This is a genomic window from Aliikangiella litoralis (assembly GCF_052495765.1).
The window spans coordinates 3,778,847-3,791,968 of record NZ_CP199292.1 but is presented as its reverse complement, the minus strand read 5'-3'; the positions used below and the strand labels follow the sequence as shown (position 1 = coordinate 3,791,968).

The following is a 13,122-nucleotide window of genomic DNA, read 5'->3' as shown; positions in this document are numbered from 1 at the left end:
ATGATTGTGTTAGATTCGGTTTGGAATGATAGAAAAATTGAGGAAGCAAACCAGTTTCTCGAAGACATGAGTCCTGAACAACGAATTGAATGGGCAATTGATAAATTGCCCGGTGAGTTTGCTTTATCATCCAGTTTTGGGGTTCAGTCTGCTGTCAGTTTACACATGGTGACTCAAATTAAAAATGATATTCCCGTTATTTTAGTTGATACTGGATATCTATTTCCTGAAACTTACCAATTTGTTGATGAGTTGACTGACCGCCTGAACTTAAACTTAAAAGTTTATCGTTCTTCAATGAGTAGCGCATGGCAAGAAGCACGTTTTGGTCAATTATGGGAAAAGGGTGTTGAAGGATTAACACAGTATAACCAATTAAATAAAGTTGAACCGATGGATAGAGGTTTAGCTGAGTTGGGTGTGCAAACATGGTTTGCTGGCTTAATGCGTAGCCAAGCTTCTAGCAGACAGAATCTACCTGTAATGCAAAAAATTCGTGGAAGAATTAAAATTCATCCATTAATTGATTGGAATAACCGTACTGTACATGGTTATTTAAAAAAGCATAACTTACCTTACCATCCGCTTTGGGAAAAAGGTTATGTTTCTATTGGAGATACCCATAGTACTGTGCCTTTAAGCTTAGGTATGAGCGAAGAGGATACTCGCTTTGGTGGTGTTAAAAGAGAGTGTGGATTACACGAAGATAGTCTTTCGGGCCTCTAGTCGGTAGAGAATTATTTTAAAGAGTATTCAATGCACTTAAACTTTTGCTATTTAGTTAGCTAACTGTTTTCGTGTTTTGGGGCTCTTTAATTTATCTATTACCTTTCTTTTTAAATTCGTCAGCGCATTTGTTATAGAGTCAACAGAGTATGGTTGAACTTGCTATGATTGGCTAAGCCATTACAGAATCTACATTATCTGGTTTTCTCCTTCTAATATATTGCTTTCCTGTTTTGTGATAAGTTTACCTATAATCGATATAGTTCTGAATCGTAAACATAATATTTACTTAAACTGAAAAAATAATCGATAAGTGTCCAGTTTAGCTATGTTCATTCATCATTAAGATACCGGTTAAGTTGACCGAGTAACTGAAACTCAATTTATTCCTATTAAGGAGAATCCATGTCTAAGCAAAAATATCTTTGTATCCAACGTAGCCAAACAGGTGAGTGTAAGCCTCCTTCGCCGTCACAAATGGAAGAAATGTATGCCAAATTCAGTGTATGGAAAGAAAAATATAAGGAAAATATCCTTGATATGGGAGGTAAACTAAAAGCAGAAGGGAAAGTAGTTAAATCCGATGGTGCAACCGATGGCCCCTTTATCGAAGCCAAAGAAATTATTGGTGGCTACATGCTTATTAGCGCATCAAATATGGAAGAAGCAATGGAAGTTGTGCGTGAAAGCCCTGGGGTTGGCATGCCTGGCTCAAGTGTTGAAATTAGAGAAATTAGTACGCCTTGAGTACCGCTCAATTAGTTGAACATTTTTTTCGCCATGAGTATGGTAGACTCGTGGCGAGTTTGTCGTGCCGTGTCGGGGTTCAACATATAGAAATTATTGAAGATGCGGTGCAGTCTGCATTAATGAGTGCGCTTGAATCTTGGAGCGTTAAAGGGTTACCGGAAAAGCCCTCAGCTTGGCTTTTTAAAGTCGCACATAACAATCTTATGGGTGATTTGCGGCAGCGTGCTGGACGTGAGTATATTCTTAAGCAGAATAAGGAAACCATTGCTGACACTCTAGAGCTGGTCTCTGAGCATTATTTATCAAAAGAATTACAAGACGACATGTTGAGAATGTTGTTTGTGTGTTGTGATCCCGTAATTCCGCTTGAGTCACAGCTAGTACTAGCATTAAAAATATTATGTGGCTTTAGCACTAGAGAGATCGCTGCCAGACTTTTTACTAGTGAAGCTAATGTCTATAAGCGTCTTGGCCGAGCTCGAAATCAATTGAAAAAACATTCATCTCATTTTAAAAATTTAATGCTGGAAGATTACTTTCAGAGATTAAGTTCAGTTAATCAAACGCTTTATTTACTTTTTACCGAAGGTTACCTTTCTTCTCATACTGATTTTGCTATTCGACAAGAACTATGCGAAGAAGCCATTCGATTAATGATGATTTTGGTAAAAAGTCAGGTTGGTCAAACTGAAGAAGCTTATGCATTACTCGCACTAATGCATTTTCATATGGCTCGCATGGCATCGCGACAAAACTCATCTGGCGGCTTGCTTTTATTGGAGGAACAGGATCGAAGCTTGTGGGATCAAGAACAAATTATTATGGGGCTAAAGTGGTTAGAAAAATCTGCACAAGGAAAAATACTTTCTCGTTACCATGCTGAGGCCGGAATTGCAGTAGAGCATTGTTTATCTCCGTCTTTTTCTGAAACTCGTTGGGATAAAATTGTAGAATGTTACGTTATGTTAGAGCAGGTTGCGCCATCAGCACTATGTCGGCTAAATCGCTCAATAGCCGTTGCTGAGTGGAAGGGACCCAAAGAAGCATTAGCTATACTTGAAAGTTTTAAACCACCTAACTGGCTCATTGGTTCATATCAATGGCTTGCTGTGTTAGCTGATTTACATGGACGTAGTAACAATCTTGATATTGCATGCCAGTATCGAGATGAGGCGCTTAATTTAGCGCCTACCCCAGCCGTTAAGAGACTCTTGCAACGACGGTTAAATCGTTGGTAGAGTTATTAAAATAACGATTGTATTTTTATGTATTATTTTTAAAGTTATTATCATTTTACTACCTAAAAGGTAAAGCATTTGTTAAGTGTATTTTTTGTTAATAGTATTATTATTGCTGTGGTGGTTTTGATTCATTATGAAATATTGCATCAATTGACCCGGCTTTTACCTAAACTTAATATTAAACATAATTTCAAGATTGTGTTTGGTGTATTTGGAGCGCTTTTAGCCCATATGGTTGAAGTTTGGGTATTTGCAATCGCCTATTATTGTATGATTCAATTCGATGGTTGGGGAACTTTTGAAGGTAATTTCTCGGGTACACTCATGGACTGTGCTTATTTTTCTTTTACCACTTATACAACGCTTGGTTTTGGTGATATTCAGCCGTTAGGTAGCGTGCGTTATTTAACTGGAATAGAGTCTTTAACAGGGCTTGTATTGGTTACCTGGAGCGCCTCTTTTTTATATTTTGAAATGCAAAATTATTGGCGAGAGAATTAACTACTTATATAAAACTCATAAAACTGCCTGAAACTATGGCTATTCAGGCAGTCAATGAAAGCAGAGTATTAGTTAATTTCAATCTGTCGCTTGGTTGTTTGAGGCGCTTCAGTTTTTTGCAAATGAAGTAGTAATAAACCATTATCATACTCTGCTTTAATATCTTCTTCTTTTACATTTTCTGGTAGGCTAAAGCTTCTTTCAAAACTACCATAAAACCTTTCGGTGGTATGGAGTTTTTTATCTTCTTTTTCAAAGTTTCTTTCTCCAGAAAGCGTTAGATAACCATTGTTAATTGAGACTTTTATATCCTCTTTTTTGACCTCTGGTAGTTCTGCTTTAATTAAATACTCATTCGCATCTTCAGTGACATCAACTAATGGCTTCCAATGTGATTCAAGTTGGTGTTCATGTGAACGGTTGATGAATTGAGATGTCGGTGAAAAAATACTATCGAATTCTTTAAATGGATTCCATCTAACTAAGCTCATAATATATTCTCCTGTAAGATTGATACTCAATTTTAGCGTGGATATTAGCGCCACAGGATTATTATAGTTTTTTACTAACACTTTTTTATTGATGAAAATCAAAAGTACCAGTCGGTAAGTGGCGTGATTTATGCTACTAATTTTGAACAAATTTATATTGAACAGTTTATATTTTTTAATTTTAATCATGTTTACTGTTGAACTTAGATAGGGTTACAAAGGTTCTATTAATAGAACGGTTATGAATGTGATTTGATTTTTCAAATAGTGAAGAGAATCATTAATAGAGGTTTGACAAAAGGTAATGCTATATTCTTTTTATTTATAATTAACTGATTAATACGAGTTGATATTTGCACCAAATCCTGTAGGATGAGAAAAAATAGAAATTATTGAAAAATAATGAACCCACAGAATATTTTCAACACAGTTAACTTTCCTCCATTATTTCCCCTTGTGGGTTAATAAATCTCTTTTCTATTAAGAAAAATATACCCAACAATATATTTATTAAATCATTAAATAAAGCCGCGTTAAGCTTTTATATCTTATATGAGATATAAGGGGTTGATGGCTGGCTAGCATTTTGGTAATTTTTATGAGTCATTCAAATTTAAACTGGAATAGGGCGGTTGTTAAGGTGGGGAGCGCTTTAATTGCGCCAGATGGTAAAGGTTGCAGTACCCGATTTTTATTGGCTTTAGCAGACTTTATTCACACATCAATGCAAAGTAAAAAGCAAGTTGTTATTGTTTCGTCAGGTAGTGTTGCAGCGGGGGCTGGGTTAGTTAATTTTGATTTGAACCAACCTGTTTCGATCCCTCAGAAGCAAGCATTAGCGGCAATAGGGCAGTCATTGGTCATGCAACATTGGCAGAAATTATTTGATAACCAATGTGCTCAAATATTATTAACTCGTTCTGACTTGGAGAGCGAAAAGAGAGTGTTTAATGCCAAGAATACACTTAATACATTGTTTCAAATGAATGCTATTCCTATTATTAATGAAAATGATTCTGTGGTTGTTGATGAGTTGGTTGTTGGTGACAATGATAACTTGGCGGCAAGAGTGGCTGTTACTTGTAATGCCGATTTACTAATTATATGTAGTGATGTTGATGGGTTATTTAATAAAAATCCACAGCAGCATTGTGACGCAGAATTAATTCAGTTTGTAGAAACTATTGATGAAACAATTTCTGGTTATGCAGAAGCTACTCATAATCCCATTGCTACTGGCGGTATGCAAACAAAAATCGATGCTGCTAAGTTTGCAATGGAATCAGGAATTGATACTTTGATTGTTAATGGTCGTAAAGCGACAACATTTGAGCAACTCAAACAGTCTAAAAAAACAGGTACTTTATTTGTTGGGAAAAACAAATAAAGATGTTTATTAATAAATCGAATTAAGGAATTAACCTAATGACTAATACTAATTTAGAGCTAACTCGACAAGCCTGTTTAGAAACTCAATTATCAGCAAAAAAATTAGCTTTATACACAACAGAAAATAAAAATAAAGTATTATTAAGTATGGCTAATTGTTTGAAAGAAAACTCATTGGCCCTGTTAAAAGCTAATCAACAGGATGTCGATAATGCAATTAAGCAGGGGTTAAGTGACGCAATGATTGATCGCTTACGCTTAACTGAACAGACAATCGCGCAAATGCAGCAAGCGCTTGTATATGTGGCTGAATTAGATGACCCACTAATAGAAAAATTTCCTGTAAATGAACGTCCTAATGGTATTAAGGTCACCAAAAAAAGAATTCCATTAGGCGTTATTTTAATGATTTATGAGTCTCGACCTAATGTGACAGTTGAGGCGGCGGCACTAGCAATAAAAAGCGGTAATGGAATTATTTTGCGTGGCGGTAAAGAGGCATTTCAATCAAACCAAGCCATAGCACGTTGTTGGCAGAGAGCATTAACTGAAAATGGGCTGAATGGTGAAACGGTTAGAGTTCTGGAGTCTACTGATAGGGAGTTAATGAACCAGCTCTTAAAGTTAGATGAACATATCGATGTCGTGATCCCTCGTGGTGGTGAAGGACTTATTCGGCATGTGGTTGCAAACAGCTATATTCCGGTCATCAAACATTATAAAGGTGTCTGTCATTTATATGTTGATGAAAGTGCTGATCTAACAATGGCGCTTGAGCTGCTAATAAATGGTAAAGTTCAGCGACCTGGTGTTTGCAATGCATTAGAAGGATTGATTGTGCATAAAAATATTGCCGAAACATTTTTACCGATGTTAGCTAAGCTACTAACTGAAAAAAACGTGATTATCTATGGCTGTGAAAAATCTTGTCATATTTTGCCTGAAATACAATTAGCGACAGAAAGCGAGTTTTTAGCTGAGTTTCTTGATTTGAAAATATCGATGAGTATTGTTGATGGTATTGAGCAAGCGATTGAGTTTATTGATCGATATGGTTCTGGTCATACCGAAGTCATTGTGACTCAGTCTAGTTCTGCCGCCGAAAAGTTTATTAATGAGGTCGATGCTTCGGTTGTAATGGTCAATGCTTCATCTCGTTTCTCAGATGGCGGAGAGTTAGGCCTAGGGGCAGAAATTGGTATATCTACTTCAAAAATACATGCTTATGGGCCAATGGGGCTTGAGTCGTTAACCAGTCAAAAATTTGTAGTAAATGGAGAAGGACAGATAAGGTAGTTTACTCAGTCAAAACTTGGCTGCTATGCAGGGTAGACCTTGAGGAAATGGATTTTTGAACAATCGTTTGATATTACTGGTCGGATGAGTTAAATTGTTTTACTCATCTAAAAGGCGACATTGTGCGTCGATTATTTGCACAGGTTGTTTATACTGGCTATATACTGGTCGTAAAACCTATTTCTAATGATTGTTAAAATATTATGAGTGATATAATGACAAGTGATAAAACTGACTCTAAAAATACCTCATCTAAATCATCTGCGCTGAGTGAAACCACCGAAACAGGCTTAGAAGATGTTAAAGTAGTGCATGGTTCCGCTGAGCTAGCAAAAGACGAAGCAGCCACTAGAAAGCAAAAATCGTCTCAAGTAAAAACAAGCTCTCATACAAAAGGAAATAGAGTCGCCATTGTTGCTGGTCTAAGAACGCCATTTGCTAAACAGCTAACTCACTTTAAAGACACGAATGCTATTGACATGGGAAAAATGGTGGTGTCAGAACTTTTAACTCGTGCCGATATTGATTTTGCTTTGATAGAGCGGGTTGTTTTTGGACAAGCTTTGATTCAGCCTGAAGCGCCTAATATTGCTCGTGAGATAGTGCTTGGCACTGGCATGAGTGTCAATACCGATGGCTTTAGTATTTCTAAAGCCTGTGCAACTAGTTTTCAAACCGCTGCAACGCTTGCCGAGTCAATCATGGCTGGTAGTATATCGATTGGTGTTGCTGGTGGAGCCGATACATCATCTGTTGTTCCTATTGGCGTCAGTAAAAAACTTTCTGCAATTTTGTTAGCTTTATCTAAAGCTAAGACGGTTCCTCAACGTTTAAAAATATTGAGCAAATTAAGACCTACTCATTTAATTCCTGTTCCACCTGCCGTTAAAGAGTATTCTACTGGGCTGACTATGGGACAAAATGCTGAGCAAATGGCTAGAGATCATAGTATTAGTCGAGAAGAGCAAGATCAATTTGCTCATCGTTCTCACCAACTTGCCGCTAGAGCTTGGAAAGAAGGTCTGTTAACTGACGAAGTGATGACTGCTTATGTGGCTCCTTTCAATGAAGCGCTTTCTCAAGATAATAATGTTCGTTTTGATTCTAACCTTAAGAGTTACGCAAAGCTTCGACCGGCATTTGATAAACACTATGGGACTTTAACCGCTGCAAATAGCACCGGACTTACCGATGGTGCTTCAGCTTTATTATTGATGAGTGAAGCAAAGGCCAAAGAGTTAGGCTATGAACCTCTGGGTTATATTCGAAGCTATGCCTTTTCTGCTATTGAGGTTACGCGTGATATGTTGATGGGGCCTTCATATGCAACGCCAATAGCACTGAAAAGAGCAGGGTTGATTTTAGGTGATTTAACTTTGATTGATATGCATGAAGCATTTGCTGCGCAAGCATTGTGCAATGTACAGGCTTTTGCCAGTTCTAAATTTGCCAAGGAAAAGCTGAATCAAACTAAACCCATTGGTGAGATTGATATGGATAAATTTAATGTGTTGGGAGGTTCATTGGCTTATGGACATCCTTTCGCAGCAACAGGAGCAAGAATGATTACTCAAACATTAAGAGAGTTAAAACGGCGTGGAGGGGGAATTGGTTTAACAACAGCTTGTGCAGCCGGTGGGTTGGGTGCAGCAATGATTTTGGAGACTGAATAATGAGTATTAAACAAGATTCAGTATTTTCACTAACAACTGATGAGCGCGGCATTGGTTGGTTGACTATCGATGTTCCGGGTGAAACTCAGAATACCTTACGCCAAGAATTTATTGATGAAATCTGCATTCTACTAACAGATATTGAAAGCAATAAACAAATTAAGGCGCTTGTTTTAATTAGCGGAAAAGAAACTAATTTTGTCGCAGGTGCTGATATTTCAATGTTGGAGTCAATTGCTTCGGCAGAAGAGGCCGAGCAGTTATCGAAAAAAGGTCATGAAATTTTTAATCGTTTAGAAAACCTGAAAATGCCTGTTATTGCTGCTATTCATGGTGCTTGTTTGGGCGGAGGGCTAGAGTTGGCTATGGCTTGTAGTCACCGAATAAGTAGTGATGATAAGCTCACTAAATTGGGTTTGCCAGAAGTGCAACTTGGTGTTTTACCTGGAGGCGGAGGTACTCAGCGGTTACCTCGATTGATTGGTATTGCAGCGGCTCTGGATATGATGCTAACCGGACGTCAACTCATTGCAAAACAAGCAAAAAAATTAGGTTTAATTGATGAGGTGGTTCCTCTTACCAATTTGCGTAAGGCGGCAGAAAAATTAGCGTTTAGTCAAATGGGTAAAACCCGTCGAAAATCAATTGATGCTAGAGTCGAAATTAAACCTGCATCATTATTAAAATTTGCGGAGCTACAGAAATTAGTTTTAGAAACGAGTTCATTTGGTCGAAGCATTATTTTTGACAAAGCATTGCAAACAGTCAACAAAAAAACACGAGGCAATTATCCTGCCCCAGAAAAAATTATAGAGTGTGTTCGTACTGGAATGGAAGAGGGTGTTCAGGCGGGGTTATCAGTAGAAGCTAAATTATTTGGTGAGTTAGTTGTATCACCAGAGTCTAAACAATTGATGAATATTTTCTTTGCAACTACAGAGCTTAAAAAAGATTCAGGTGTTGAGCAACCTGTTGAAGTTAAAAATTTTCAAAGGATTGGTGTGTTAGGTGGTGGATTAATGGGAGCCGGCATTGCATTTGTGTCACTCGATAAAGCACAAAAACGCGTACGTTTAAAAGATACGGGAGAGCAAGGCATCAATCATGCTTTAAGGTATTGTTGGAATATTTATCGTCAAAGAGTTAAGAAAAAACGTATGTCAATTAGTGATGCAAGCCGTCAGTTTGCTGGCTTAAGTGGTACGACTAATTATCGTGGTTTTAAAAAAGTTGATTTGGTGATTGAAGCTGTCTTTGAAAACTTAGAACTCAAACAACAAATGGTTAAAGAAGTTGAAGCGGTTTGTGAAGACAATATGATTTTTGCCTCTAATACTTCGTCAATTCCGATTACAGAAATAGCGAAAGCGAGCCTTCGTCCAGAGCGAGTCATCGGTCTACATTATTTTTCGCCAGTAGAAAGAATGCCTTTGTTAGAGGTTGTTATCACTGAAAAAACGGATCCAGATGTTATTGCTTCCTGTGTGGAGTTTGGTAAGCAACAAGGAAAAACAGTGATTGTTGTTAAAGATGGTACTGGTTTTTATACCAGTAGAATTTTAGGGCCATTTGTTAATGAAGCGGGACACTTGATTGCTGAAGGTGTTGCTATTGATAAGATTGATAATGCTTTGCAAGATGCTGGTTTTCCTATTGGCCCTATAACACTACTTGATGAAGTGGGAATTGATGTTGGTACAAAAATAGCGCCAATATTGGTAGCTGAGTTTGGTGAAAGAATGGCTCCTCCGGCAATTTTTTCAAAACTCGCTGAAGATAATCGAAAAGGGAAAAAGAACAAACGTGGTTTTTATCTATATTCTTCTAGTAAAAAAAGTTCTAAAAAGGTTGATGAGAGTATTTACACACTACTTAATGTTCGACCAACCAATGAAATGATGGCGAGTGAAATTGTTAATCGATGTATGTTGCAAATGATTAATGAAGCTGTACTTTGTTTACAGGATGGTATTTTGAAATCTGCAAGAGATGGGGATATAGGGGCGATTTTTGGTTTAGGCTTTCCACCGTTTTTAGGAGGTCCATTTCGATATGTTGATGCCATCGGGGCTAAGGGTATTGTTCAACAGTTGCGTGAGTTAGAGCAAAAGTATGGTAGTCGGTTTGCGCCAGCAACAATGTTAATTAAAATGTCGGAAAAAGAAGAAAGTTTTTATTCATAAAGCGCTAATAATACAATGCGGCATTAATTTTTAGTCTCTAATGCCGCATTAAAAATTCACTCGGGTATAATTGGTTAAGGACAAACAATCACTTTATTGCGGCCTTGTTCTTTTGCTTTGTAAAGCGCTATATCGGCGTGGTGAAGAGTATCGTTAACATCTGATGCCATGTTGCTGGCTGAAACCCCTATTGAAGCGGTGACTTTAATTTTCTCATGATTTTTAATGATTAGTTGTTTAATTTCCAAGCGGACTCTTTCCGCAATAAAACGTGCTCCTGCCACTTCGGTATTTGATAAGATAACCACAAATTCTTCACCCCCATATCGAAATACTTCATCTGAACGTCTGATGGTATTACGGATGGTTTGTGCTACAGCTTTGAGCACATTGTCACCAGTGATATGGCCGTATGTATCGTTAACTTGTTTAAAATGATCGATGTCAATAACCATTAGAGAAAAGGTGGCTTGATGTCTTTTGTATGAACAAATTTCGCGGGCAAGTGCTTCATCAAACGCAGCACGATTATTAATTTGTGTGAGGGGATCTCTATGGGCCTCAGCAACCGCTTTTTGATAAAGTAATGCATTTCTTAAAGGGTAGATTAACAAGCTTAATAGCCTTTCAATCTGTTCAGTTTCTTTGATTGAAAAAGGCGTATTGCGTGTGCATTCAATTTCGCCAAGCGTTTCGTCTTCTAGTTCTAAAAGGTAACGGCAAAGATGAGCTCTCGATTGACCTGTTTGGTAGTTGAGCTGGGTTTGCTCATTGGTATATTTTACAGAGTCGCAGGGAATGAGCTTGGCTGCTTCATGGCAAAAAGTTTGTAGAAGTGGCGTTATTTCTAATGTTTGTTGAAGCTTAATTGCTAAGCTGGTGATATCAACAGGAGCATTATTAGACTGACCGACAAGCCGATAGCTTTCTATGCCAATAACTTTTGATGTTGAGTTGCCTTTCATATTGTGCCTCAGAGTACTGCAAACTATAACTGATTTGTTGATACTATTAAGCAATGCTTGTGCCATGATTTAAAAGCATAATAAAATCAGTGTGTTATATGTTAATTGTGTTTTTTGATTTGAGTAACGTTAGTTTTTTGACATTTTTATAGTGCCAAAAGTATTAATGTCGCCAAAAAATAGAGGGGGGTTGATTAAAGTGTCAATTAAGCGGCAAATTCTTGCCACAATTGTACAGAACAGGTTTATTGGCTCTGTACAATTTAGTAATGGTTGCTACTTTTGCTGGGCATCAATGGACTGGCCATTGACTTCAAGACTATCATCTCCCATTAGGTAAAGGTAGGTGGGGATTATTTGCTCTGGTGTTGCCAAGTGTTTTTGATCTTCTGCCGGATAAGCTTTAGCTCTCATTTGCGTTCTAGTGGCACCAGGATTAATTGCATTCACTCGAATAGTTGATCCCTCTAGCTCATCGGCTAAAACTTGTACGAATCCTTCAATGGCAAATTTTGATACGGCGTAAGGTCCCCAATAGGCTCTCCCTTTTCGGCCAACGCCTGAAGACGTCATAATGATTGAGGCGTTTGGTGCTTCTCGCAAAATGGGAAGACAAGCCTGGGTTAATAAATAGACAGCATTAATATTGACTTGCATTATTTGATGCCAGGTTTCGCTATTGGTAAATTCTATTGGCGTGAGTTCATTGAGCATACCTGCATTATGCAAAATTCCATCAAGTCTACCTAATTCGGTTTGTATTGTTTCAGCTAAACTTTTGAATTGTTCAGTAGAAGCATTAACCAAGTTTAACGGGATAATTGCGGGTTGAGGTAAGCCTGCTTCGACGATTTCATCATAAACTTTTTCTAGCTTATTCGTATCTCGTCCATGTAATATGACTGTCGCGCCTAGTTTTGCATAAGATTTAGCTGCTTCTTTACCAATCCCATCGCTGGCGCCAGTAACTAATATAACTTTATCGACGAGCAGTCCTTCTGGTGCTTGATAATTTTGCATGAGGTTTCCTGACAAATTAAAAATTAAATAAAAAATGAATTTTACCAGTCTTAATTTCGATGGCGTAGCATTTTTGTCAATTCTTGACTAATTTTATTTTAGAAATTGAATGTTAGTCATATTTCATATTTTCTCTAACCGCTGAAAATGGTAAGCTTTCGCTTCATTAGGGATGGAACAATGATAATTAGGGGGAACGATGATTAAGGTATTGATAGTAGATGACCACGAATTAATCAGAAGTGGCATCAGTAGACTTTTAGCAGACGATGATAAGATTTCTGTCATCGGAGAAGCAACAAGCGGTGAAGAGGCCGTTTCTAAAGCTAGAGAACTAAGGCCCGAGGTTATTCTAATGGATGCTAATATGCCAGGTATCGGTGGACTTGAAGCGACCAGAAGGCTTATACGGTTTGACCCTGATGTAAAAATTATTGCCGTTACAGTACATGGCGATGAACCATATCCTACCCGTTTTATGCAAGCGGGGGCTGCTGGTTATATTACTAAAGGAACCGGTATTGAGGAAATGACCATTGCGATTAAACAAGTGGCCAGTGGCAAACGGTATTTAGCACCTGAGATAGCTCAACAAATGGCACTTAAGGCGGTTAATCCTGACGAAGGTAGCCCTTTTGATGATTTATCTGATAGAGAAATGCAAGTCATGTTAATGATTACTCGAGGACAGAAAGTACAAGAGATATCAGAGCAGTTGTTTTTGAGCCCAAAAACGGTCAATAGTTATCGCTATCGTTTGTTTGAAAAGTTAAAAATTGAAAATGATGTTGAACTAACTCATATGGCTATTCGCCACGGTGTTATTGAGTCGGACAAATTATAAATAAGAGCAACTGTTCGTTCTGATAGAGTTAATCAAGCTGTTT

At 37.7% G+C, this 13,122-nt stretch carries 12 protein-coding genes; 9 read left to right on the top strand and 3 right to left on the bottom strand.

The window, feature by feature from the left end; translation table 11 throughout:
• The first annotated feature begins 6 nt into the window (after window positions 1–6).
• The 4 genes from ACT5E3_RS15655 (at window position 7) to ACT5E3_RS15640 (ending at window position 3,218) form a co-directional block, all read left to right on the top strand.
• Window positions 7–726 carry a phosphoadenylyl-sulfate reductase gene (locus ACT5E3_RS15655; RefSeq protein WP_444994480.1) on the top strand — a complete coding sequence of 240 codons (720 nt, stop codon included), beginning with the start codon at window positions 7–9 and terminating at the stop codon, window positions 724–726.
• A gap of 405 nt (window positions 727–1,131) precedes the next feature.
• Window positions 1,132–1,473, top strand: coding sequence for a YciI family protein (locus tag ACT5E3_RS15650; protein ID WP_444994479.1), 342 nt, complete (start codon window positions 1,132–1,134; stop codon window positions 1,471–1,473).
• Entirely contained in the window at window positions 1,470–2,714 is a 1,245-nt protein-coding gene (locus ACT5E3_RS15645) for an RNA polymerase sigma factor (protein ID WP_444994478.1), read from the top strand. The genes ACT5E3_RS15650 and ACT5E3_RS15645 overlap by 4 nt, the downstream gene beginning before the upstream one ends.
• Before the next feature lie 78 nt (window positions 2,715–2,792).
• A complete protein-coding gene (locus ACT5E3_RS15640; RefSeq protein WP_444994477.1) occupies window positions 2,793–3,218 on the top strand; it encodes an ion channel in 426 nt (141 codons plus the stop codon).
• 68 nt (window positions 3,219–3,286) lie between these two features.
• On the opposite strand, the gene ACT5E3_RS15635 is transcribed toward ACT5E3_RS15640, so the two are convergent.
• Window positions 3,287–3,709, bottom strand: a complete 423-nt coding sequence (locus tag ACT5E3_RS15635; protein ID WP_444994476.1) for an Hsp20/alpha crystallin family protein — start codon at window positions 3,707–3,709, stop codon at window positions 3,287–3,289.
• Window positions 3,710–4,307: 598 nt separating this feature from the next.
• On the opposite strand from ACT5E3_RS15635, the gene proB reads away from it, so the two are divergent.
• The 4 genes from proB (at window position 4,308) to fadJ (ending at window position 10,250) form a co-directional block, all read left to right on the top strand.
• Window positions 4,308–5,096 (top strand): glutamate 5-kinase, encoded by a 789-nt coding sequence (gene proB / locus ACT5E3_RS15630; protein ID WP_444994475.1) that lies wholly within the window; start codon window positions 4,308–4,310, stop codon window positions 5,094–5,096.
• Window positions 5,097–5,134: 38 nt separating this feature from the next.
• The gene (locus ACT5E3_RS15625) at window positions 5,135–6,394 is read left to right on the top strand and encodes a glutamate-5-semialdehyde dehydrogenase (protein ID WP_444994474.1); all 1,260 of its coding nucleotides are present in this window, start codon (window positions 5,135–5,137) and stop codon (window positions 6,392–6,394) included.
• Between the two features lie 215 nt (window positions 6,395–6,609).
• Window positions 6,610–8,067, top strand: coding sequence for an acetyl-CoA C-acyltransferase FadI (gene fadI, locus ACT5E3_RS15620; RefSeq protein WP_444994473.1), 1,458 nt, complete (start codon window positions 6,610–6,612; stop codon window positions 8,065–8,067).
• Window positions 8,067–10,250: a fatty acid oxidation complex subunit alpha FadJ gene (gene fadJ, locus ACT5E3_RS15615; RefSeq protein ID WP_444994472.1), complete on the top strand. Its 2,184-nt coding sequence runs from the start codon at window positions 8,067–8,069 to the stop codon at window positions 10,248–10,250. The genes fadI and fadJ overlap by 1 nt, the downstream gene beginning before the upstream one ends.
• Before the next feature lie 74 nt (window positions 10,251–10,324).
• Here the strand turns inward: fadJ and ACT5E3_RS15610 are convergent, their stop codons facing one another.
• Together ACT5E3_RS15610 and ACT5E3_RS15605 are read right to left on the bottom strand one after the other, a co-directional pair.
• A complete protein-coding gene (locus ACT5E3_RS15610; protein ID WP_444994471.1) occupies window positions 10,325–11,215 on the bottom strand; it encodes a GGDEF domain-containing protein in 891 nt (296 codons plus the stop codon).
• A 276-nt stretch (window positions 11,216–11,491) separates the two neighbouring features.
• Entirely contained in the window at window positions 11,492–12,235 is a 744-nt protein-coding gene (locus ACT5E3_RS15605) for a YciK family oxidoreductase (RefSeq protein WP_444994470.1), read from the bottom strand.
• A 199-nt stretch (window positions 12,236–12,434) separates the two neighbouring features.
• Between ACT5E3_RS15605 and uvrY the strand changes: the two genes are divergently transcribed.
• Window positions 12,435–13,079 (top strand): UvrY/SirA/GacA family response regulator transcription factor, encoded by a 645-nt coding sequence (uvrY, locus tag ACT5E3_RS15600; protein WP_444994469.1) that lies wholly within the window; start codon window positions 12,435–12,437, stop codon window positions 13,077–13,079.
• Window positions 13,080–13,122 lie beyond the last annotated feature (43 nt).

What these genes read in the sequence shown, in the direction of transcription:
- ACT5E3_RS15650 (WP_444994479.1), top strand. Translation starts at nt 1,132, where the DNA reads ATGTCTAAGCAAAAATATCTTTGTATCCAACGTAGCCAAACAGGTGAG.
- ACT5E3_RS15635 (WP_444994476.1), bottom strand. Translation starts at nt 3,709, where the DNA reads ATGAGCTTAGTTAGATGGAATCCATTTAAAGAATTCGATAGTATTTTT.
- proB (WP_444994475.1), top strand. Translation starts at nt 4,308, where the DNA reads ATGAGTCATTCAAATTTAAACTGGAATAGGGCGGTTGTTAAGGTGGGG.
- ACT5E3_RS15625 (WP_444994474.1), top strand. Translation starts at nt 5,135, where the DNA reads ATGACTAATACTAATTTAGAGCTAACTCGACAAGCCTGTTTAGAAACT.
- fadI (WP_444994473.1), top strand. Translation starts at nt 6,610, where the DNA reads ATGACAAGTGATAAAACTGACTCTAAAAATACCTCATCTAAATCATCT.
- fadJ (WP_444994472.1), top strand. Translation starts at nt 8,067, where the DNA reads ATGAGTATTAAACAAGATTCAGTATTTTCACTAACAACTGATGAGCGC.
- ACT5E3_RS15610 (WP_444994471.1), bottom strand. Translation starts at nt 11,215, where the DNA reads ATGAAAGGCAACTCAACATCAAAAGTTATTGGCATAGAAAGCTATCGG.
- ACT5E3_RS15605 (WP_444994470.1), bottom strand. Translation starts at nt 12,235, where the DNA reads ATGCAAAATTATCAAGCACCAGAAGGACTGCTCGTCGATAAAGTTATA.
- uvrY (WP_444994469.1), top strand. Translation starts at nt 12,435, where the DNA reads ATGATTAAGGTATTGATAGTAGATGACCACGAATTAATCAGAAGTGGC.